Annotated in this window: 19 protein-coding genes and 1 pseudogene; 6 read left to right on the forward strand and 14 right to left on the reverse strand. The window is 71.6% G+C overall.

Annotated features, from left to right (window positions below; all coding sequences use genetic code 11):
- Positions 1 to 111: 111 nt before the first annotated feature.
- Positions 112 to 978: an alpha/beta fold hydrolase gene (locus ACIBVP_RS17225; RefSeq protein WP_396107105.1), complete on the forward strand. Its 867-nt coding sequence runs from the start codon at positions 112 to 114 to the stop codon at positions 976 to 978.
- On the opposite strand, the gene ACIBVP_RS17230 is transcribed toward ACIBVP_RS17225, so the two are convergent.
- Positions 968 to 1,675, reverse strand: coding sequence for a hypothetical protein (locus ACIBVP_RS17230; protein ID WP_396107106.1), 708 nt, complete (start codon positions 1,673 to 1,675; stop codon positions 968 to 970). The genes ACIBVP_RS17225 and ACIBVP_RS17230 overlap by 11 nt on opposite strands.
- The gene (locus ACIBVP_RS17235; protein WP_396107107.1) at positions 1,672 to 1,926 is read right to left on the reverse strand and encodes a hypothetical protein; all 255 of its coding nucleotides are present in this window, start codon (positions 1,924 to 1,926) and stop codon (positions 1,672 to 1,674) included. Before ACIBVP_RS17235 ends, ACIBVP_RS17230 begins: the two co-directional genes overlap by 4 nt.
- Positions 1,927 to 1,959: 33 nt before the next feature.
- Between ACIBVP_RS17235 and ACIBVP_RS17240 the strand changes: the two genes are divergently transcribed.
- A complete protein-coding gene (locus ACIBVP_RS17240; RefSeq protein WP_396107108.1) occupies positions 1,960 to 2,301 on the forward strand; it encodes an MmcQ/YjbR family DNA-binding protein in 342 nt (113 codons plus the stop codon).
- On the opposite strand, the gene ACIBVP_RS17245 is transcribed toward ACIBVP_RS17240, so the two are convergent.
- The gene (locus tag ACIBVP_RS17245) at positions 2,272 to 3,213 is read right to left on the reverse strand and encodes an acyl-CoA dehydrogenase family protein (RefSeq protein ID WP_396107109.1); all 942 of its coding nucleotides are present in this window, start codon (positions 3,211 to 3,213) and stop codon (positions 2,272 to 2,274) included. The two genes, ACIBVP_RS17240 and ACIBVP_RS17245, sit on opposite strands and share 30 nt — an antisense overlap.
- A gap of 157 nt (positions 3,214 to 3,370) precedes the next feature.
- Between ACIBVP_RS17245 and ACIBVP_RS17250 the strand changes: the two genes are divergently transcribed.
- Complete coding sequence (locus ACIBVP_RS17250) at positions 3,371 to 4,858, forward strand: protein kinase (protein WP_396107370.1); 1,488 nt, start codon at positions 3,371 to 3,373, stop codon at positions 4,856 to 4,858.
- Here the strand turns inward: ACIBVP_RS17250 and ACIBVP_RS17255 are convergent.
- From ACIBVP_RS17255 to ACIBVP_RS17265, 3 genes are read right to left on the reverse strand one after another with little or no spacing between them, the layout of a single operon-like run.
- Entirely contained in the window at positions 4,836 to 5,726 is an 891-nt protein-coding gene (locus ACIBVP_RS17255) for an acyl-CoA dehydrogenase family protein (RefSeq protein ID WP_396107110.1), read from the reverse strand. The genes ACIBVP_RS17250 and ACIBVP_RS17255 overlap by 23 nt on opposite strands.
- Positions 5,723 to 6,853: an acyl-CoA dehydrogenase family protein gene (locus ACIBVP_RS17260; protein WP_396107111.1), complete on the reverse strand. Its 1,131-nt coding sequence runs from the start codon at positions 6,851 to 6,853 to the stop codon at positions 5,723 to 5,725. Before ACIBVP_RS17260 ends, ACIBVP_RS17255 begins: the two co-directional genes overlap by 4 nt.
- Positions 6,843 to 7,682, reverse strand: a complete 840-nt coding sequence (locus ACIBVP_RS17265; RefSeq protein WP_396107112.1) for an enoyl-CoA hydratase — start codon at positions 7,680 to 7,682, stop codon at positions 6,843 to 6,845. The genes ACIBVP_RS17260 and ACIBVP_RS17265 overlap by 11 nt, the downstream gene beginning before the upstream one ends.
- Positions 7,683 to 7,723: 41 nt before the next feature.
- On the opposite strand from ACIBVP_RS17265, the gene ACIBVP_RS17270 reads away from it, so the two are divergent.
- Positions 7,724 to 8,860 (forward strand): acyl-CoA dehydrogenase family protein, encoded by a 1,137-nt coding sequence (locus tag ACIBVP_RS17270; protein WP_396107113.1) that lies wholly within the window; start codon positions 7,724 to 7,726, stop codon positions 8,858 to 8,860.
- The gene (locus tag ACIBVP_RS17275; protein ID WP_396107114.1) at positions 8,857 to 9,597 is read left to right on the forward strand and encodes an SDR family oxidoreductase; all 741 of its coding nucleotides are present in this window, start codon (positions 8,857 to 8,859) and stop codon (positions 9,595 to 9,597) included. Before ACIBVP_RS17270 ends, ACIBVP_RS17275 begins: the two co-directional genes overlap by 4 nt.
- 504 nt (positions 9,598 to 10,101) lie before the next feature.
- Here the strand turns inward: ACIBVP_RS17275 and ACIBVP_RS17280 are convergent.
- Positions 10,102 to 11,273 (reverse strand): annotated as a pseudogene (locus ACIBVP_RS17280) (glycosyltransferase).
- On the opposite strand from ACIBVP_RS17280, the gene ACIBVP_RS17285 reads away from it, so the two are divergent.
- Entirely contained in the window at positions 11,266 to 12,633 is a 1,368-nt protein-coding gene (locus ACIBVP_RS17285) for a wax ester/triacylglycerol synthase family O-acyltransferase (protein ID WP_396107115.1), read from the forward strand. The pseudogene ACIBVP_RS17280 and the gene ACIBVP_RS17285 sit on opposite strands and share 8 nt — an antisense overlap.
- A gap of 7 nt (positions 12,634 to 12,640) precedes the next feature.
- On the opposite strand, the gene ACIBVP_RS17290 is transcribed toward ACIBVP_RS17285, so the two are convergent.
- The 7 genes from ACIBVP_RS17290 to ACIBVP_RS17320 form a co-directional block, all read right to left on the reverse strand.
- On the reverse strand, positions 12,641 to 15,190 hold the full coding sequence (locus tag ACIBVP_RS17290) for a poly(A) polymerase (RefSeq protein WP_396107116.1): 2,550 nt from the start codon (positions 15,188 to 15,190) through the stop codon (positions 12,641 to 12,643).
- Positions 15,190 to 17,190 carry an RNA ligase family protein gene (locus ACIBVP_RS17295; RefSeq protein WP_396107117.1) on the reverse strand — a complete coding sequence of 667 codons (2,001 nt, stop codon included), beginning with the start codon at positions 17,188 to 17,190 and terminating at the stop codon, positions 15,190 to 15,192. Before ACIBVP_RS17295 ends, ACIBVP_RS17290 begins: the two co-directional genes overlap by 1 nt.
- Positions 17,191 to 17,380: 190 nt before the next feature.
- The gene (locus ACIBVP_RS17300) at positions 17,381 to 18,424 is read right to left on the reverse strand and encodes an NAD(P)H-dependent flavin oxidoreductase (protein ID WP_396107371.1); all 1,044 of its coding nucleotides are present in this window, start codon (positions 18,422 to 18,424) and stop codon (positions 17,381 to 17,383) included.
- On the reverse strand, positions 18,424 to 19,101 hold the full coding sequence (locus ACIBVP_RS17305; RefSeq protein WP_396107118.1) for a CoA-transferase subunit beta: 678 nt from the start codon (positions 19,099 to 19,101) through the stop codon (positions 18,424 to 18,426). Before ACIBVP_RS17305 ends, ACIBVP_RS17300 begins: the two co-directional genes overlap by 1 nt.
- Positions 19,098 to 19,919: a CoA transferase subunit A gene (locus tag ACIBVP_RS17310; protein WP_396107372.1), complete on the reverse strand. Its 822-nt coding sequence runs from the start codon at positions 19,917 to 19,919 to the stop codon at positions 19,098 to 19,100. The genes ACIBVP_RS17305 and ACIBVP_RS17310 overlap by 4 nt, the downstream gene beginning before the upstream one ends.
- Complete coding sequence (locus tag ACIBVP_RS17315) at positions 19,891 to 20,649, reverse strand: enoyl-CoA hydratase family protein (protein WP_396107119.1); 759 nt, start codon at positions 20,647 to 20,649, stop codon at positions 19,891 to 19,893. Before ACIBVP_RS17315 ends, ACIBVP_RS17310 begins: the two co-directional genes overlap by 29 nt.
- Before the next feature lies 1 nt (position 20,650).
- Entirely contained in the window at positions 20,651 to 21,769 is a 1,119-nt protein-coding gene (locus ACIBVP_RS17320) for a steroid 3-ketoacyl-CoA thiolase (protein WP_396107120.1), read from the reverse strand.
- Positions 21,770 to 21,831: the final 62 nt, after the last annotated feature.

The following is a 21,831-nucleotide window of genomic DNA, read 5'->3' on the forward strand; positions in this document are numbered from 1 at the left end:
CAGCCCGCCTCCCCGGATTCAAAAGTGTTGGTCGCGAGGTTCCGTTGATCGACGCGAGGCTTGTGTTCACACCGTGGCGAGGTACATCAGACACGATCTAACCTGACGGTCGTGAGGTTCGAAGAGATCGTCATCACGACAGATCGGTTGGACTTTCCCGCGCTCGCGGCCGGTGACGGCCCGGTGGTCGTGTGCTGGCACGGTTTCCCCGACCACCCCATGACGTTCGCGCCGCTGGCGCAGCACCTCGTCACCGAGGGCCGCCGCGTGGTCATGCCGTTCCTGCGCGGCTTCCACCCGTCGACGGCCGACGCGCTGACCTTCTCCGACGGCATCACGCTCGCCGCCGACGCGGCCGCGGTCGCCGAGTCGTTCGGCGAGCCGGTCGACATGATCGGCCACGACATCGGCGCGGGCATGGTCGGCCGGGTCGCCGCGGCGTGGCCGGACCACCTGAACCGCGGTGTCACGCTCGCCGTCCCGCCGCCCGCCGCGCTCGCGAAGGTCTTCCAGGACCCCGCACAGCTGCAGCGGTCGTTCTACATGTTCCTGTTCGCGGTCGACGGGATCGCGGAGGCGGTGCTCAACACCGACCGCAAGCTGATCGACTACCTGTGGGCGACGTGGTCGCCGCGCCTCAAGCTCGACCCCGCCCACCGGGCGCGGATCCACGAGCTGTACGGCGACGAGAAGTACCTCGACAACGTCCTGAAGATCTACCGCGCGAACTTCGACCCGAGCCGGTTCGACCCCGCACTCGTGGACCGCGGCGGCCGCACCGAGGCGGCGGCGTCCAAGCCGCTGCTGGTGCTGGGCGGCGGCGAGGACGGCTGCGTCGACGCGCGGCACTTCGTCGACGTCCACGACGGCCTGGCGCCGGGGTCGAAGGTGGAGATCCTGCCGAGGGCCGGGCACTTCATGCACCTCGACCAGCCGGACACGGTCGCGAAGCTGGTCCTCGACTGGCTCAGTAGGTGAACGCGGTCGCGAACGTCAGCAGCTGCGCGTCGGTGAACGGCGGCTCGGCCCCGGTGTAGGCGACGTTGACGAGGACACCGGTGCGGCCCGGGCGCAACGCGGACAACAGCTGGGCGCGCCGCGGCAGATAGGCGGCCGGGTCGGCGCGGAGGACGTCGCCGTAGGTGACCATGATCATGTGCTCCGGCGAGTAGACGGCCGCCCTGGTCCCGTCCGGCAACGTCATGATCTCGGTGTCCTTGCCCATGGTCGAGATGCCGTTGCCGCTGAACACCTGGATCGCGACGCTGAGGCGGTCCTCGCCGTGTGCGTACTGGCCGATCGCCTGGCACACCGGCTCACGCCCAGTGCGGCACGCGAAGGAGAACGGTGTCCCGCCCGCGAGCTCGGCGTCCAGCGGGCCGGGGGTGCCCGCGGGGAGGAGCCGCCAGCCCACCGGCGTGACGTCGCCGCGGATCTCCGCCATCTGCTGGGTCAGCCGCTCCGCGCGATCGGCGGACGGCTCAGCCACCCGCGCGCGGACGTCACTGCCGAAGCTGATCGCCAGCGTGCCCGCCGCGATCACGGCCAGCGCGGACGCGGCGGCCGCGCGCCGGTTGCGGGTCCGGGCCCGCGCCTTCTCGACCACGGTGTCGACGGGCGCGGGTGGGACCTCGTCGGCCAGCAGTGTCAGGCCGCGGGTGATGTCGTCGGTCATGAGTTCAGCTCCTCGAGCGTGTCGGCGCCCAGCGCCTGCCGCATGACCGCCTTCAGGTGCGCGTCGCCCGCCGGGTCCCGGTCCGGTTGTGGTGTGTCGGGGACGAGGCCGTCCCGCGACTCGGCTCGCCGCCACGGCCTGCGCCGTTCGTTCAGCCAGCACCGCAGCAGCGTCTTCCGCGCGTACGCGTCGACCGGCTCGCGAACGCGTGGAAGTCGCTGCTGTCGCGCTGGCTCATACCTCTCACACACCTACCGGGCGCCGGAGGTTGCAACACTGGGGGCATGGTGACCGAGAACGATGTGCGCAGGGTCGCGTTGTCGCTGCCGGAGACCACCGAGAAGCCGTCCTACGGTACGCCCGGGTTCCGGGTGAAGGACCGGCTCTTCGCGCGCCTCCGCGAGGAGGGTGACCTGCTGGTCTGGGTCGCCGACGAGGGGGAGAAGCGGGGGCTGGTCGCCTCGGAGCCGGAGAAGTTCTCCACGACCCCGCACTACGACGGTCACCCGTCCGTGCTCGTCCGGATCGAGGCGGTCGACGAGGACGAGCTGCGTGAGTTGCTCACCGAGTCGTGGCGGCTGCGGGCGCCGAAGAAGCTAGCCGCCCAGCTCGACGGCGAGCCGTGAGGTGTGCTCGCGCGGCGAGCCGAACAGGTGCGTGTTGCCGTGCGCGCGCTTGAAGTAGAGGTGCGCGTCGTGCTCCCACGTGATCGCGATGCCGCCGTGCAGCTGGATCATCTCGGCCGCGACCTGCGAGAACGCCTCCGTGCACCACACCGCCGCGGTGGCGGCCGTGTGCACCAGGTCCTCGCCGGTCACCACGGCCGTCGCGGCCGCCAGTGACGCCGACTCGGCCGTCTCCACCAGCACGTGCATGTCGGCCATCCGGTGCTTGAGCGCCTGGAACGAGCCGATCGGCCGGCCGAACTGCGTCCGCTGCCTGCTGTAGTCGACGGTCAGCTCCAGGCAGCGGGCCGCCGCACCCGCTGACTCCGCGCACAGGGCCGCGCACGCCACGTCCCGTACCCGGGCCATGTCCGGCACGCCGAGGAACCGGCCGGTGCCGGTCGCCTCGACCGTCGCCAGCCTGCGGGTCGGGTCCATGCCGCCCGCCGGGGTGACCACGACGTCCGACGGTGACAGCGCGTACAGCCCGTCGTCGCGTGGCACCAGGAACACGTCCGCGACCTGGGCGTTCAGCGCGTACGGATCCCAGGCGAGCGAGACCAGGGCGCCCTCGGCGATGTCCGCCCGCACGTCCTCGGCGCCCGCTGACGACGCGGCGGCGGCGGCGACCACCGACCCGAGGAACGGGCTCGGCGTCACGTTCCGGCCCAGCTCGGACAGCACGATCCTGGTCTCGAGGAACGTCGCGTCGCAGGTCGACGGGGCGGCCAGCGCGGTCAGGCCGAGGGAGGCCAGCCGCGCCCACAGCTTCTCGTCGTGACCCGTTGGCGACGTCATCGTCGAACGGGTGTCCGACTCACGGGTGAGCAGCTGGCGGAGGGTGTCACGCAGCGCGTCCTGCTCGGCGGTCACCCCGCAATTCAACCAAACAGTTGCTTGGTTGCCTAGGAGGTAGCCCGATCAGGTGCATTCGATATCCTCGGGGCTCAGGTCGGGGGCCTGTCCGAAATCCGCACAAGGAGTCGAGGTCATCGAGAAGGGTGCACTTGTCGCCGGGCGCTACCGACTGATCGAACACGTCGGCAGCGGTGCCATGGGCGTCGTGTGGAAGGCGCAGGACGAGCGGCTCGGCCGTACCGTCGCGATCAAGCGGCTCGTCGCACGGTACGCGATCGCCGACGCCATGACGGAGGAAACCCGACGGCGTGCCATGCGCGAGGCCCGCATCGCCGCCCGCCTCCAGCACCGCAACGCGATCGCCCTGTTCGACGTGGCGGAACACGACAACGACCCGATCCTGGTCATGGAGTTCCTGCCGTCCAAGAGCCTGTCCGCGGTGCTCGAGGAACGCGGCACGCTCACCCCCAGCGAGGCCGCGGAGATCGGTGCGCAGGTCGCGGAGGCCATCGCGGCCGCGCACGCCGTCGGCATCGCGCACCGCGACATCAAACCGGGCAACATCCTGCTCGCCGAGAACGGCACGGTGAAGATCACCGACTTCGGCATCTCCCGCGCGCTCGACGACGGCACGGTCACCACGCAGACCGGCATGCTGGCGGGCACCCCCGCCTACCTCGCGCCGGAGATCGCCCGCGGCGACGAGTCGACGCGCGCCTCCGACGTGTTCTCCCTCGGGTCCACGCTCTACCACGCGGTCGAGGGCCGGCCGCCGTTCGGCACCAACTCCAACCCGCTCGCGCTGCTGCACGCGGTCGCGTCGGGCAGGGTGCCGCCGCCGCGCAACGCCGGTCCGCTGGCGCCGGCGCTCATGAGCCTCATGCGGATCGACCCGACCGAGCGGCCGAGCATGCAGGAGGCGGCGGCCGCGCTGGCGTCCGCGGCCACGACACCCGCGGAGGGGATTCCCGCTCCGCCGGTCCGGCCGGTCCCGAAGACCCCGCCGCGGCCGGTGATCGCGGCCAATCCGACCCCGCCGCGGCCCGTCGTCCCGGCGCAGCAGACGGCCGCGCTGCCCAAACCCGCGCCCGCACCCCGGCAGGCCGGGCCGTCGCGGAAGAACCTGGTGATCGTGGGGGCGGTCGCACTGGTCGTGCTGGTCGGCACGCTGTTCACGGTCCTCATGTTGTCCGGCGACGACAGCCCCGGCGGCACCCGGCAGGCCGGTGGCGGCACCGACCAGAACGGCGGCACGAGCCAGACGCAGCCGAGTGAGTCGAGCGACGACGCGCCGTCGACCGATCCGTCCGATCCGGGGACGATCGCCCCCGACCCGGGCGGGCCGATCGACTACAGCCAGGCCGGGAACCTGGTGATCGACTACTTCGGCGAGCCCAAGAACTCGGCGAAGCGATGGGCGTTGCTGTCGCCGCACGCGCAGGCGCTGTTCGGCGGGCAGGACGCGTTCGACCAGTACTGGGCCGGGTTCAAGGACCTCTACTCGGAGAACGCCGACGGTGTGCGGCCCAACGCCGACGGCTCGGTGACCGTGCCGGTCGACGTCATCTACATCACCGACGCGGGCCAGAAGACCGAGCACAAGGAGATCCGGGTGACCCGGATGGGCGGGAAGCTGGTCATCGACTCCGAAGCGAAGTGAGCACGCGGCGGCGGTGCCAGGTCTGTGTGCCCCACGCGGAACGCAACGCCCTGACCTTCAGCAGCCACCAGGACATGGTGTGCTCGCGGGTGAACCCGATCGCGCCGTGCACCTGCAGCGCGGCCCGCGCGGCCAGGTAGGCGGCGTCGGCCGCGGCGACCCTGGCGGCCGACACGTCACGGGTCTCGCCGGTCACCGCGGCGGCGTGCACGAGGGGGCGCGCGAACTCGAGCGCCACCAGCACGTTCGCGAGGTGGTGCTTGACCGCCTGGAACTCGCCGACCGCGCGCCCGAACTGCCGTCGCCGCGTCACGTACTCGCTCGCCTGGTCCAGCAGGCCACGGCCGAGCCCGACCAGCTGGGCGGCCTGGCAGAGCACACCGCGGTCGAGCACGTCCTCGGCGGTGCCGACCCATTCGCCCGGCCGTACCTCGAACAGCCGCCGCGCCGGATCGACCGAGGTCAGCAAGGCCCCCGGCACGGCCAGGCACACCGCGTCGCCGTCGACCACGTACGCGCTGGCCACGTCCGCGTCCAGTGCGTAGGGCACGTGCGGCGGCAGCGCGACGGTCACGAGGTCGGCCGAGTCGACACCACTGAGCCCGAGCGCGGGCGCGACCGCGTACGACTCGATCAGCGGGCCCGGCACGGCGTGCCTGCCCAGTTCCTCGAACACCACGACCTGCTCGACGGGCAGGTCCGCCAGCTCGGCCACGCCGATCTTGGTGAGCTTGCCCAGCAGGTCGAGGCCGGGTGCGTGGTCGCCCGCGGCCCACGCGGTGCTGACGGCGGGCACGTCGGTGGCGGACAGCAACGCGTGCACGCTCGCGGCCAGCTCCCGCTGTTCGGCGCTCAGCGCGAACCTCATCGGTCACCCCTCGGCAGGCCGAGCACCCGCTCGGCGACGACGTTGCGCTGGATCTCGTTCGTGCCCGCGTAGATGGGCCCGGCGAGGGCGAACAGGTACCCCGACGGCCAGGACCCGGCCAGTTCGCCGTCCGCGCCGAGCAGGTCGAGCGCGGTCTCGTGCAGTGCCACGTCCAGCTCGGACCAGAAGAGCTTGTTCACGCTGGACTCGGCGCCGAGCGTGCCGCCGTCGGCGAGCCGGCTGATCGTGCCGAGCGTGTAGAGGCGGTAGGCCTGTGCGCCGATCCACGCGTCGGTGACCCGGTCGGCCAGGCGCGGGTCGGGGTTGGCGTGCCACAGGTCGACGAGCCGTTCGGCGGCCGCCGTGAACCGGCCGGGGCTGCGCAGGGTGAGGCCGCGTTCGTTGCCCGCCGTGGTCATGGCGACCTGCCAGCCTTCGCCGGGGGCACCGAGCACGTCGACGTCCGGGACGAACACGTCGTCGAGGAAGATCTCCGCGAAGCCGGGCACGCCGTCGAGTTGCTCGATCGGACGGACGGTGACGCCGTCGGACCTGAGGTCGAACATGAAGTAGGTGAGCCCGCGGTGGCGCCGCGCCTCGGGGTCGGTGCGGAACAGCCCGAACGCCCGGTCGGCGTGGCTCGCCCTGCTGCTCCACGTCTTCTGGCCGTTGAGCAGCCACCCACCGTCGGTCTTCGTCGCCCTGCTGCGGACCGCGGCCAGGTCGGAGCCCGCTTCCGGTTCCGACCAGGCCTGCGCCCAGATGTCGTCGGCGCGGGCCATGCGGGGCAGGATCCGGTCGCGTTGCTCGTCGGTGCCGTAGGCGAAGAGCGTCGACGCGAGCAGCGCGATGCCGTTGGCGCTCACGCGGGCCGGTGCGTTCGCGGCGTAGTACTCGTCCTCGAACACCAGCCATTCCAGCAACGTCGCGTCGCGGCCGCCGTACTCGTGCGGCCAGGTCACCGCGGACAGTCGTGCGTCGGCGAGCGTGCGTTCCCACTGCCGGTGCAGGGGGAAGCCCTCGGCGGAGTCCATGGGCGGCAGCGGTTCGCGCGGGACGTTGGCGGCGAGCCAGTCCCGCACCTCGTCGCGGAAGGCGAGGGTCTTCGCGTCCAGGTCAAGATCCACTGGCGTTCCTCATCGACCGGGCGTCCATGCCGCCGAGCGAGTCCGTGGACGTCTCGGCGTTGTGGGCGTGCGCGAAGTGGTGCAGGCCGAACACGGAGTCCATGCCCGCGCGCAACCCCATCTGGTCCTCGGCCTGGTTGACCGCGCGCTTGGTGAGCGCGAGCCCGAACCGCGGCATGGCGGCGATCCGACCGGCGATCGCGTCCGTCTCTTTGTGCAACTCGTCTCGGGGGACGACCTTGTTGACCATGCCCAGCTCGTACGCGCGGGCGGCGCCGAACCGGTCGCCGGTGAACAGGAACTCCTTGGCGGCGCGCGGGCCGAGCACCCACGGGTGCGCGAAGTACTCGACGCCCGGGATGCCCATGCGCACCACCGGGTCGGAGAAGAACGCGTCGTCGGACGCCACGATCAGGTCGCAGACCCAGGCGAGCATGAGCCCGCCCGCGATGCACGCGCCCTGCACCATCGCGATCGTGGGCTTCGGGATCTCCCGCCAGCGGCGGCACATCCCGAGGTAGACCTCCATCTCGCGGGCGTAGCGGCCGTCGCCGCCGGGCTTGTCCACGTGGTCCCACCACATCACGGCCCTGCGGTCGAAGGTGGTGTCGACGTCGCGGCCCGGCGTGCCGATGTCGTGGCCGGCCGAGAAGTGCTTCCCTTCGCCGGCGAGCACGATGACCTTGACCGCGTCGTCGTCCACGGCCCTGGCGAAGGCGGTGTCGAGCGCGTAGGTCATCGCGGAGTTCTGGGCGTTGCGGTACTCGGGGCGGTTCATGGTCACGGTCGCGATCGGACCCTCGACCTCGTAACGGACAACCTCGGTCACGCTACCTCCTACCAAAGCAATTGCTTGGTAGGCTAACACCCGTGACGCCGCTGGAGGAGTTCCGCGCGACGGTGCGCGAATGGCTGGCCGACAACCTGTCCGGCGACTTCGCCGCGCTCCGCGGCCTCGGCGGCCCAGGCCGCGAACACGAGGCACACGACGAACGCATCGAGTGGGACCGCCACCTCGCCGCCGCGGGCTGGACCTGCCTTGGCTGGCCGGTCGAGCACGGTGGCCGGGGCGCGTCGATCGAGGAGCGGGTCGTCTTCCACGAGGAGTACGCCCGGGCCGACGCGCCCGCCCGCGTGAGCCACTTCGGCGAGGAACTGCTGGGCCCGACACTCATCGCCCTGGGCACATCCGAGCAGCAGCGGCGGTTTCTGCCGCCGATCAGGCGGGTGGCTGAGCTGTGGTGCCAGGGCTACTCGGAGCCGGGCGCGGGCTCCGACCTGGCGTCGGTGTCCACGTCCGCGACCCGCGACGGCGACGAGTGGGTGATCACGGGGCAGAAGGTGTGGACGTCCCTGGCGCACCTGGCGCAGTGGTGCTTCGCGGTGGTCAGGACAGAGCCGGGCTCGACACGGCACGGCGGCCTGTCGTACCTGCTGGTGCCGATGAACCAGCCAGGCGTGGAAGTGCGTCCCATTGAGCAACTGACCGGCGGTTCGGAGTTCAACGAGGTGTTCTTCACCGAGGCCCGCACGGCGGCGGACCTGGTGGTGGGCGCCCCTGGCGACGGCTGGCGCGTGGCGATGACGACGCTGGGCTTCGAACGCGGCGCCGCCACACTGGGCCAGCAGGTCGGCTTCCGCAGAGAGCTGGACGCGTTGGTCGAGCTGGCGCGCGACACGGGCGCGCTCGACGACCCGGTCCTGCGGGAGAAACTGACCAGGGCGCGCATAGGCCTGGACGTGATGCGCTGGCACGCGCTGCGCACGATCGACGGCGAGGGCGCGTCGGTCACGAAGCTGGTGTGGGCGACGTGGCACCGGGCGCTGGGCGAGCTGGCGATGGAGGTGCTGGGCGCGGCGGGCATGGCGACGGACGGCGACCTGTCCGAGTGGCAACGCCTGTTCCTGTTCACCCGGGCGGACACCATCTACGGCGGTTCGAACGAGATCCAGCGCAACATCATCGCCGAGCGAGTGCTCGGCCTGCCGAGGGAGGCACGCCCGTGACCGGTCATGACCTGCTGAAGGACAAGGTCGTGGTGGTCACGGCGGCCGCGGGCACGGGCATCGGGGCAGCGGTGGCAAGGCGCTGCGCGGAAGAAGGCGCGCAGGTGGTGATCAGCGACTGGCACGAGAAACGCCTGGCGAAGACCGCGGCCGACCTCGGCACCCACGCGATCCCGTGCGACGTGACGAACGAGGAACAGGTGCGGGCCCTGATCGACGGCACGGTGGCGGAGTACGGCCGCGTCGACGTGATGATCAACAATGCGGGGCTCGGTGGCACCAGGTCGATCGTCGACATGACCGACGAGGAGTGGACCCGGGTCGTGGACGTGACCCTGAACGGCACGTTCCGCTGCACGAGGGCGGCGCTGCGTCAGATGGTGAAACAGGGAAGCGGCGCGGTGGTCAACAACGCGTCGGTGGTGGGCTGGCGAGCGCAGGCGGGCCAGGCCCACTACGCGGCGGCGAAGGCGGGGGTGATGGCCCTGACCCGCTGCGCGGCGATGGATGTCGCGGCACACGGGATCCGCGTGAACGCGGTGGCGCCGAGTCTGGCCGCGCACCCGTTCCTGGCAAAGGTCACGAGCGAGGAGCTACTGGCCGAACTGGCGGAGAAGGAGGCGTTCGGCCGCGCGGCGGAGCCGCGCGAGGTGGCGAACGTGATGGTCTTCCTGGCAAGCGACTACGCGTCCTACATGACGGGCGAAGTGATCTCGGTGAGCAGCCAGCACCCCTGACCTGTGGACAAGCCTCCGAAATTGTCGGTCCCGCATGAGAGGCTGGAACCGGGGGCCGGAGGCCACGCCCTGTGGACAACCCGGTTCACCGCCGCCGGACATTGTCGGTGACCCGTGGGAGGCTGGCATCGGGGGCCGGAGGCCAACCCCCGTCACCCGCCGGACGCCGGTTGTGGACAACCAGTCGCATCGCCCCCGAATTTGTCGGTCCCCCGTGAGACGCTGGAACCGGGGGCCGGAGGCCACGCCGAGATCGTCGGTCGCCGTGTCGGCGAGGTCGGTGCTGCCGCCGGAGGTCCTGGCCCACGTAGCTGGCCGGTCCGCCTGTGGACAACCCCCTCCGCCCGCGCCGAAATTGTCGGTGCCCCGTGAGAACCTGGAACCGGGGCCGGAGGCCAAGCCTCGCCCAGCGCCTCCGCGAACCTGTGGACAACCCCCGTCACCAGCACCAGAACTGTCGGTACTCCGTGAGAGGCTGGAACCCGGGGGCCGGAGGCCGACCCCTCACGCGAGCCCCGCGATCAACCCGACCGCGTCCGCCACCGGCGGCAGCCGTGCGACCTCCTCCCGAACCTTCATCGCCGCGGCCCGGTACGACGGCGTGCGAAGCACCTCCGAGACCGCCGCCCGAACCTCGTCCACCGTGGCCGGCCGTTCCTCGCCGCCGCCCACCGCGAGCCCGACGCCGGTCGCCGACACGCGCGCCGCGTTGTCCGGCTGGTCCGCGAACTGCGGCACCACGACCATCGGCACCCCGCGGTGAGCCCGCCGAGCACCGTCCCCGTCCCGCCGTGGCACACCATCGCCGCCGCCGACGCCAGCACGTCGTGCTGCGGCACCCACCGCTCCACCCGCACGTTCGGCGGGAACCCGTCGGTCACCCCCTCGTTCCCGACCGTCGCGAGCACCCGCACCGGCAGGTCCGCCACCGCGTCGACCACCGTGCGGAACGCGTCGCCCGCGAACGGGACCCGGGCCGCGACCGTCCCGAACGTCGCGTACACCAGCGGCTGATCACCGCTCCAGTCCGACACCGGTGCGGGTACCGGCGGTCGGAACCGGTGCACCCGCGGCCCACCCGGCTCCTCGAACGACTCCGGTAGCAAGCTGACAGCTGTCAGGTTGTGGATGAACCCGCCGTCCTCGTCCGCCGGGAGCCCGAGCGACGCACGCAGCCCGACGAGCGCCCGCGCGCCCAACCCGGCAGTGAAACCGAGGAACTTCGCGAGCCCGACCAGCACCTGCACCTGCGGCACCCCGCGCACCTCGGCCGCGAGCGTGGACCCCAGCTCGCCGATCTCCCGCAGCACCACGTCCGGCCGCCACTCGTCGATCGCCGACAGCATCCCCGGCAGGATCGACCGGGCAGCCATCTCGCCGCCCACGACCATCGTCACCTCGTTCCGCTCCTCCGGCGGCGCGGCCATGAACCGGGCCATGAACGCGGCCCGTTCGTCCGGGTCGACGTCCGGGCACGGCCAGTGCCGGAAGCCCGCCTGCTCCACCGCGTCCGCGAACGACACGGGCGCCGCCATCAGCACCTCGTGCCCGGCGGTTCGGCACGCCTCGGCGAACGGCACCATCGGTCCGAAATGCCCGGCATTGGCGGTGGTGGCCAGTAGAAGACGCATTCGTTTCCCCCTAGGGTTTCGGCAGGAGGTTTCCCCGATGGCCATAATGCCGGTGACGGACTCGATGTTCCTGCTCGCCGAATCTCGCGAGCACCCGATGCACGTCGGCGGGCTGCAGCTGTTCGAGTTGCCCGACGGCGCGGGCCCCGACTACGTCAGCGATTTCCACCGGCAGCTGCTGTCGCTTGTGGACGTGCGCCCGCTGTTCCGCCGCCGCCCGCGCGGCCCGGTCGGCAGCGTCGGCCAGTTCGCGTGGACCGACGACGACCAGCTCGACCTCGAGTACCACGTGCGGCTGTCCGGCCTGCCCCGCCCGGGCCGGGTCCGCGAGCTGCTCGAACTGACGTCCCGGCTGCACGGCTACCTGCTCGACCGGCACCGTCCCCTCTGGGAGTTCACGGTGATGGAAGGCTTGCAGGGCAACCGTTTCGCGACCTACACAAAGGCGCACCACGCGCTACTCGACGGGGTGTCGGCACTGCGGTTCCTGCAGAAGTCGCTCTCGGAGGACCCGTCGGACATGATGGTCCGGCCGCCGTGGTCACCACGGGTGCGGACGGACGTGTTCAACTCGCCCCGGCGCGACGAGGACGCGGTGTTCGACCCGGTGCGCGCGGTCGCCGAGTTCGCCAAGGAGATCCGCGGGTTCGGCGCGGCGACGGTGAAACTCGTCAACGAGGCGTTCCGCGAACAGTCGGCGACGCTGTCGTTCCAGGCCCCGAGGACCATGTTCAACGTCCCGATCACCGGCGCCCGCCGCTTCGCGGCGCAGGGCTGGCCGCTCGACCGGATCAAGGCGGTCGGCAAGGCCGCGGGCGCCACCATGAACGACGTCATGCTGGCGATGTGCTCCGGCGCGCTGCGGCGGTACATGCTCGATCTCGGCGCGCTGCCGGAAAAGCCGCTGGTGGCGGCGATCCCGATGTCGCTCCGCGCGGATTCCTCCGCGGGCGGCAACGCGATCGGCCTCATCCTGTGCGACCTCGCGACGAACCTGTCGGAGCCGCTCGAGCGCCTGACGACCATCCACGAGTCGATGCTCAAGGGCAAGCAGGTGTACCACGGGATGAGCAGGCTGCAGATCACCGCGCTGTCGGCACTGCCGCTGATCCCGCTCGCGGTCGGCACGATCCCGGGGATGATCAGGATCACGCCGCCCGCGTTCAACGTGCTGATCTCCAACGTGCCCGGCCCGCGCAAGCCGCTCTACTGGAACGGCGCGCGCATGCAGGGCGTGTACCCGCTGTCGATACCTTACGAGGGTCAGGCTCTCAACATCACGGTCACGAGCTACGCGGGCAGCCTCGAGTTCGGCCTGACCGGGTGCCGTCGCACCGTGCCCCACCTGCAGCGACTGCTCGGTCTGCTGGACGAGTCCCTGGAGGAGCTGGAGAAGGCGATCTGAGCGGGCTCTAGCAGGGCAGAGTCGGGACCTGCCCGCCGTCGACCCACTCGACGGTCACACCGGGCGGGCACCACGGATCGGCCACAGTGGACAGCTCGGCCGCCGTCAGCGGTGCCCGGCCCAGGCCGATCGCGTACCTGACAGGTGTCAGGTCGAACGGTCGCGGCCACGCATGGGCGTCCTCGACACCCGCTGCTTCCAGCTCGGTCAGCAACGCGCGCATCCGCCCGCGTGTCCGGCCGACCTCCGCGTCCGGCACGGTGACCACCGCCCAGGCGGCGTGCCTGCGATGGGGTGCCAGAGCGGGCAGCGGATCGCCGCCCGAGATCGCGGTTTCCCACGACGTGTACAGCTCCGCTGTCAGCAGGTCCCGCATGCCGGGCCCGACCTGCTCGGTGCACGACCGCACCGGCTCCGTCGGCGTCATGATCGTGATGGCACCGCAAGCCTGCGCCGGATCGCCGAGCAATGTCACCGGTTCCTGCCAGTCCCACGCCGCCCAGCCGCCGAAGAACTCCGCCACCAGGTCGTCAGCCCCGGACCGCACCGTCCGCGCCGCCAGTACGGCCCACGCGATCCCCGGCAACCCGCCGTGCGGCGCCGAGTCGAGCCCTCTCGCCGCGGCCCAGGCCTTGACGTGCCTGACCAGCGACGCGAACTCCGCGTGCCGGTCACCCACGGCCGCCAGTACGGCCTCGGCGTCGCTGACCGCGCTCAACGCGACCGCGGCGGCGGGCTCCAACTCGCCGCGCCGTGCCACCGCCTCCTCGGGTGGCACGCCATCGGACCTGACAAGCGTCAGGTCCACTCGGACGCCGTCCCGCTCGAACCGCAAACCCGGCACCCGCGCACCGACGACCCGTGCGGCGCCGGGCACCGTGACACGCTCCGGATCAGGCACGACCGCGACCAGGTCGAGGTCCGCGCCGGTTCGCGCGCACCCCATCCGACGCGAACCCACCACGTGCACGACACCGTCCAGTTCCGGACCTGACACCGGCTCGGCAGGCGCCGCGGACGGTGCCGGCGAGGTGTGCCACCGCACCGAACCCGTGCCCAGCTCGACCGTCAACCGCGGTCGCATCGGCTCGTCGCCCCGCCGCGACAGCACCACCAGGGAGCCGACGGACGCCGACAACGGCGGCAACCCGGTCGCGGCGTCCAGGTACCTACCGACTGTCAGGTGCGGCGTGAACCGCCCGGCGGCCTGGGGAAACCGGGAGACCAACGCCTCCCGCAGCGCCGTCCAGGGCGCTGGGTCGGCGGGGCTCAGGTACACGGTGCCGTGCTCGAACGTGCGCACCTCGTCGAACCGCACCGAGAACGGCGTCACCGCGGTCGCGGCCGCCGACAGCAACGGCACGGCGTCCTCGAACAGGAACTCCGGCACGAACCCGTACAAGAGGTTCACGTGCGGCGGCCACCGCGACGCGGCGGGGTCGTGCGCCGCACGCATCGCGTCGACAGAAGGCCATGAGGGCGGCAGCCACGCCACTGCCGTCCGCACCGTTGTCGCCACGTCCAGCACGTCGACCGGTGCCCCGGCCGGCGTCGTGTCCAGGTCCACCGCGACGCCGTAGTGGTCGGACACGAACGGCGCGGCCGTGCCCAGCAACTCCGCCGCCGCCGGCCGCGCCCCGCGTACCAACACCCGGTCCAACCGGCCCGCTCGTCCGGTCAACGACGACACCGCGGCGAGGGGATTGGTGGTGGGGTCGAACGTCGGCGTCTCGGTGCCGTGCACAACCTGCCACGTGTCAGCCAGGCCGAGCCCGTCGAGGGTGGCCCCGTTGAAGTCGCCGAGCAAGACCACCGGACAGTCGATGTCCGCGAGCCCTTCGGCAAGGCGCGCCACCTCACTGACCCGGCGACGCGTGCCTTCGGGGTGGTGATCGCTCGTCAGGTGCGTGTTCAGTACCGCGACCGGACCGTTCGCGCTCCGCACCACGACCGCAGCGACACCCTTGCGCGCGCTGAGCGCGTGGTGCCCCGCCTCGATCACCGGCAGCCTGCTGAGCAGCAGCAAGCCGTCTGCCTCGATGTCCTCGCCGCCGGAGAGCGTGTAGCCGGGCAGTTCGAGCAGCATCGCGAGCAGCGCCGGTTCGACCTCCTGCAAGGCGATCACGTCCGCGTCCGCCCGCGTGAGCGCGTCGAGCAGCAGCGGCCTGCGGCGCGCGGTGTCGATCAGGTCGCTGTCGTACCGGTCCCACAACGTGTTCCACGTCAGCACCCGCAGCGAGACGCCCGGCTCGACCGCGTCGCGCCCGATCGGCGACCGCGCCGAGAAGAACGGTGCCCGCAGCCGCCGCGGCTCCTGGACCCGGCCCGCCGCGGTGTCGTCGATGCGGTCCACGCCCGCGGCCCGGTCCCACACGACCTCGCCGTCCGCTTCCACGAACAGCACGCGGTGCCAGGGGATGTCGCCGCCCGGTACGAACGCGGGCAGCGCCACGCGCTTCGGCGGCGCGCCCCGCACGAGGATCCCGAGCGTGAACCGCGCCGGGTCGAAGCGCGGGTCCCAGCGGACGCGGTGGTAGATCTCCTCGCTCGTACGCATCAGCCCACCACCACGTCGTCGATGGTGCCGCCCGCGCCGATGTACCAGGTGCGGTGCGCCTCTCCGGGGTACGGCGGGCTGAACCGCCGGAACTGCGCGGCGAGCACGTCGGCGGGCACGGGGTGCCTGCGCGCCGCGTTCCGCCGGGCCGCCACCTCCTCGGCGACGACCAGTACGGCGTGCGTGACCAGCGCGTCCCGGCCCGCCGCCACCTTCGCCACGGTCGACCGCTGGTGCCGGTTGAGCGCGGTGGCGTCCCACACGACGGTGCCGCCGCGGGCGAGCGCCTTGTCCAGCCGATCGAGCCCGTCGTGCAGCACAGCCGCGGTCGCGCCCTGCTCGGCCCGGAGGTCGTCGAGCGACACCACCTCGTCGACGTCCAAAGTGGACACAAAGGTGCTCTTGCCGCTGCCCGCGGGACCCACCATGACGATGAGGTGCGGGAAGTCGCCCGACCGCCACCGCCAGGTCACCGCCTCCGCCTCGGCAGGGGTGTGCAACCGACCGTCGGAGAGCGCTCTCCGAGCCTCGGCCCAGCACCGGTCACGCACGTCGACGTCCTCGTACGGCAACGCCTCCCGCAACGGCCGCAGCGGGTCCTCGCCGAGCAACCCGGCCTCCTCGGCGACCAGCGCCGACCACTCGACGTTGGCGGAGTCACCCGCGATCGCGTGCAACACACCCAGATCGACGGCGACGGCCATCCGCGTGAGCCCGGCGCGGCGCTCGTTGTCCGGAAAGTCCTTGCGCAGCAAGGGAGCTAACCCGACGAGGTCGGCAACCTGACGAGCGTCAGGCATCCCGAGCGGCCGGACGAGCCGCGGCATCAGCCAGGACCGCGGCCGGTCGAGCAGGAGCGCCGCGAGCACCCCGACGAGCCGAGCGTCGCCAGTGCGCCCGATACGCGCGACGACGTCGCCGATCGCACCGCCGCCCGCCCTGTTGATGGCGCCTGCTGTGCCGATCGGGCCGCCGCCTCCGTCGCTTGCGCTGCCGATCCCGCCGCCAGTGGTGCCGCTGGCCGTGCCGCCGCCTCCGTCGCTTGCGCTGCCGATCCCGCCGCCAGTGGTCCCGCTGGCCGCGCCGCCGCCTGCATCTTCGCTGCCTGCGCTGTTCGCGGTGCTGCCTCCGCTGTCTGATGTGCTGCTTGCTCCGCCGAGCGAGCCGTCGCCCGCGCCGCCACGTATGTCGCCGACCGCGCCGCCTGCATCGCTTCCTGCGGTGCCGCTGGTGCCGCAGGCGCTGCCGATCGCGCCGTCGCCTGCGCCGCCACGTGTGCTGCCGACCGCGTCGCCGGTCGCATCGTCGGCGGACATGCCGACTGCGGCCAGTACGGCGGGTGCGTCGACCGGGAAACCCGCTCGCACGTCCCAGAGCGCGGCGTCGGCCCCGCGTCCGTTCACGACGACCGGTGCGTGCATCCAGTGCGTGTCGGTCTGGACGTGTCCGCGCCGGACCCATTTGGCGACGTGGCGGGCGAAGTCGGCGCGGGTGAACCCCGAGGTCGTGCGCACGACGTAGCCTTCCTGCCGCGTGAGGTCGAGTCGGAGCGCTCGCAGTGCACGTTCGTCGAACGCCCCGCGCCACAACACCGGCGGCTCCGGCACGCCGAGCCGTCGCGTGACGTCGACGGTGTCGTCCCAGCCGAGGCACCGCTCGCCGTCCCAGACGGAGAACGCGTAGAACCAGCTTGACAAATCCTCATAGGACAGTGAGTGCCGCGCGTACATGTTCTCCCCGCACACGCGCCGGCCGGGCGGGATCGACGCGCCCACGAGCCCCTGCAACGCCTTCACCCACGCCCGCGACGGGTGGTGCCCCGAGTCGAGCGATCGTGCGTGCAGGCCGTCGCGGTAAAGCGTGGTGTTCTCACCGTCGAGCTTCTCGGTGACCACGACCTCCCGGCCGACGAGTCCGGACAGGTCCGCGACGCGGACGTCGTCGGCAGAAGCCCCTGGCGACCACGGCAGGTGCGGCGTACGGGGGTAGTGCACCCGCATGATCCGCTCCTCCCGCAGGCCGGTTGTCCACAGCCCACCCGGTTGTCCACAGCCAAGATCGACAACCCTGGTCCTGTCGGTACCCACTGGTAGACTGGCAAGGCGGGTGGCCCCCGGGATCGGGTGGGGTTTGGGCACCGGGCGTTTTGCGATGATCACGGTAGAGCGGGGTGGCCCCGCGGGCCAGTGATTAACGTGGCAGGTGGGCGATGACGGCCTCGGCATCGGCGACGATCCGGGTGATCAGTTCCGCACACGTCGGCAGGTCGGTCAGCGCGCCCACGACTTGGCCCGACGCCAGCACCCCCGCGTCCGTGTTGCCCTTCACCAGGCCCTCGCGCAACAGCATCGGAGTGTTGGCCGCCATCACCAGCTGCGACCACGTCAGGCGGCGGTTCCGCCGCATCGTCAGGCCCTCCCGCACCACCGACGGCCACGACAGACCCGTCAGCCTGCGAAAGCGGTTCGCGTTGCGGACCGCGCGCAGCAGCGCGGTCGCGCGGTTCGCCTTCTCCAGCCCCGCCACCAGTTCCGTGCGCAGCACGCGGTGCGGCACCCCGTCGACCTTCGTCGTCACGACCGTGTCGGACAGACCGCGCGTCAGGTACGCCTCCTTGACCGCCCTCGGCACCGTGCTCTCCTCGGTCAGCAGGAAACGCGTGCCCATCGCGACCCCGGCCGCGCCGTACGCGAGCGCCGCCGCCAGCCCGCGGCCGTCGTAGAAGCCGCCCGCCGCGATCACCGGGATGTCCACCGCGTCCACGACGGACGGCAACAGGATCGTCGTCGCCACCTGACCGGTGTGCCCACCGCCCTCGGCGCCCTGCACCACCACCGCGTCCGCGCCCCACGCGGCCACCTTCTGCGCGTGCCGCACGGCACCCACCGACGGGATCACCACCACGCCGGCGTCCTTCAACGTCCCGATCAGCTCCTGCGACGGGGCCAGCGCGAACGACGCCACCTTCACCCCGGCCTCGATCATCAGGCGCACCCGGTCCGCCGCGTCGGCCGCGTCCGCTCGCAGGTTCACACCGAACGGCTGTCCGGTCCGCTCCCTGACCTCCGCGATCGCGGCACGCAGTTCGTCGAACGTCATCGTCGCCGACGCCAGGATGCCGAGCCCGCCCGCGTTCGCGACCGCCGACACGAGCCGGGGACCCGCTACCCAGCCCATCCCGGTCTGCACCACCGGGTACCTGACACCTGTCAGCTTGGTCAGCGCGGTGTCCATCACCAGGCCGGATTCAGTTCGCGGATGATCGCCAGCTCCTCGGCCGTCGGTTCGCGGGTCACCGGCGGGTCGTCGACCACCAACGGGAACCCGGTCTGCTCGATCACCTCGTCGGCGGTCACGCCGGGATGGAGCGACACGACGCGCATCGCGTGGTCCGGGCCGCCGAAGTCGAGCACGCACAGGTTCGTCACGACCCGGTACACGTCGTGGAACGGCCCGCCGTCCCGGTCGTAACCCACACCGGACACGACGTCGACGGCCGGCACGAACACCCGCGGCGAGTGCTTCGGCACCCAGTAACTCGTGCGGTGGTTGACCGTGTTGCCCGGCGCGCCGCGCACACCCAGTAGCTGACGCTTGGGAGCTTGGTGCGGGCCGATGCACGAGATGTTCTGGTTGCCGTACCGGTCGATCTGGTTCGCGCCCATCACCACGTGCCGCCGCCCGTGCGCGACCACGTCGAACACGGCCCGGTACGGCAGCCAGCCCTCGGGCTTCCCGTCGGTGGTCAGCAATGTGGCCTCGCCGTCGGACAGCACGAGGTCGGGTTCGAACGTCCGCCGCGCGAGCCGCGCACCCAGCGACGGGACCGGCCCCATCGGGCTCGCGAGGATCTCGCCGTCACCGCGGAACAGTTCGGCGCACGCGACCACGCAGACGTCCATGCGGTTCATGCGACCGCCTTCTGGTAGGCGGCCTCATCGCCGGACAGGTAACGGTCCACGAAGGACTCCCACTCGGTGGCGGCGTAGATCTCCTGGAACTTCTCGTCCCGGCCGTAGTCGGGCGCACAGCTCGTGAAGTGCGCGCCGTGTGGTGTTGCCACCACACCGTCGACCATCATCCTGTTGAGCAACAACGTCTGCGGCGGCCCGTCCGTGCCGATGTCCTCCACAATGGACTCACACGACACGTAGCGCTTCTTAGCCGCCAGGCAGAACAGGTCGTCGAAGTACGGGTCCGGCCCGAGGTAGCGGGCGTTGCCCCGGCGGTCTGCCCGGTTGAGGTGCACGAGCGCCACGTCGAGGTGCAGGGCGGGCATCGCGACGAACTCCTCGCCGTCCTCGTACGGTGACCGCACGGTCTTCAGCGACGGGTCCAGCGTCAGCACGTCCGAGCCCAGTCCGGCGCGGATCGGCAGGAACGGCAACCGGTGCGCCGCCGCGCGCAGCCCGGCCTGGAGCATGCCCTCGTCGAACTCCCGCACCTCGATGGCACCGGACTCGCGGACCCTGCGGAAATGGGGGTCGTAGGGGATCGAGTCCAGCGACACGAACCCGTAGACCGCTTTCCGGACCTTTCCCGCCGCGCACAGCAGCCCCAGGTCGGGGCCGCCGTAGCTGACGACCGTCAGGTTGGTCAGGGACGACCGCAGGATGGCCCGCACCAGCGCCATCGGCTTGCGCCGGGACCCCCAGCCGCCGATCCCGATGGTCATTCCGTCCGACAGCGTGGACACCACCTCATCGGCGGTCATCCGCTTGTCCACCAGCCCACCCCCGATCCCGAACCTCGTCCGCCGCACCCGTCAGGTTCAGCTCGAACGTGAACCCCTGCTCGTACCGGTAGCTGCGGTGCACGTCCTGCGGGTCGATCCCGTTGATCGACCGCTTCGCCGCGCGGATCACGCGCGGGTCCTTCGCCGCGATCTGCTTCGCCACCTCGAGCGCGGCGCCGTCCAACTGACCCGGGGGCACCACCCGGTACACCGACCCGAAGTGGTGCAGCTGCGCGGCCGTCACGGTCGACGCCGTGTAGTACATCGCACGCATCAGGTGCTGCGGCACCAGCCGCGCCAGGTGGGTGGCCGCGCCGAGCGCACCTCTGTCCACTTCGGGCAGCCCGAACGTCGCGTCGTCCGCGGCCACCACCACGTCCGCGTTGCCGACCAGCCCCACGCCACCGCCCAGGCAGAACCCGCGCACGGCGGCGATCACCGGTACCTGACAGTCGTAAACCGCGCCGAACGCCGCGTGGCAGCCGTGGTTCGCGCCGACCAGTGCCTCGTGGCCGTCGCGCAGGATCTCCTTGATGTCCACGCCCGCGCAGAAGCCCCGACCGGCGGCCCGCAGCACGACGACGTGCGTCGCTGGGTCGCGCCCCGCCGCGGTCACCGCGTCCGCGAGCGCGAACCAGCCCGCGACCGGGAGAGCGTTCACCGGCGGGTGGTCGATCGTCACGACGACGACCCCCGGCTCGGCGGTGGAGACCGTGACACCCATGTCAGACCCGCTCGATGATCGTGCCCGTGGAGAGCGCTCCACCAGCACACATCGTGATGAGCGCGGTGGCGGCGCCCCGGCGTTCCAGTTCGTGCAGCGCGGTCGTGACCAGCCGGGCGCCGGTGCTGCCGACCGGGTGCCCGAGCGCGATCGCGCCGCCGTTGACGTTCACGAGGTCCGGGTCCGGCTCGTGCACGGACTGCCACGACAACACGACCGACGCGAACGCCTCGTTCACCTCGAACAGGTCGAGGTCGCCGATCTTCATGCCGCTGCGGCCGAGCAGGCGTTCGGTGGCGTCGACCGGCCCGTCCAGGTGGTAGTACGGATCGGTGCCGACCAGGCACTGCGTGACGATCCGCGCCCGCGGGGTGATGCCCAGGGAGAGCGCTCTCCGTTCGTCCATCAGCAGCACGGCGGCCGCACCGTCGGAGATCTGGGAGGACGACCCGGCGGTGTGCAGGCCCTCGTCGAGCACCGGCTTGAGCTTGGCGAGCGCTTCCATGCTGGTCTCCCGCAGGCCCTGGTCCCGCGTGACGTCGCCGACCGGCACGACCTCGCGGTCGAAGTGCCCGGCGTCCCACGCCTTGCGCGCCTTCTGCTGGGAGAGCGCTCCACAGCGGTCCAGGTCTTCGCGGGACAGTCCCCTCCGGGCCGCGATGCGCTCGGCCGCACCGAACTGGTTGGGCAGGTCCACCGACCAGTCGTCAGGTCGCGGCATGCCCACGTCCACGCCGACGTTCGACCGCAGCGGCACGCGGCTCATCGCCTCGACGCCGCACGCGATGCCGACGTCGATGGCGCCCGCCGCGATCTGCGCGGCGACCAGGTGCATGGCCTGCTGGGCCGATCCGCACTGGCTGTCGAGCGTCAGGCAGCCGGTCTGGTAAGGCAGTCCGGCGTAGAGCCACGCGGTGCGGGTGACGTTGTTGGACTGCTCGCCCGCCTGCGTGACGCAGCCGCCGAACACCTGCTCGACCAGCACTGGGTCGACACCCGCGCGGTCGATCACCGCACGCTGGGCGACGCCGAGCAGGTCGGCGGCATGCCTGTCGGACAGGTCGCCGCCGCGCTTGCCGATGGGGGTGCGCACGGCCGCCACGATCACCGGATTTCCCATGGAGCCCAAACTAGAACGCGTTACCTATCGAAGCAAGCAGGCGCTTGGTTGTCTTCTCCCCG

The organism is Actinophytocola sp. NPDC049390 (genome assembly GCF_044466355.1).
Classification (GTDB): domain Bacteria; phylum Actinomycetota; class Actinomycetes; order Mycobacteriales; family Pseudonocardiaceae; genus Actinophytocola.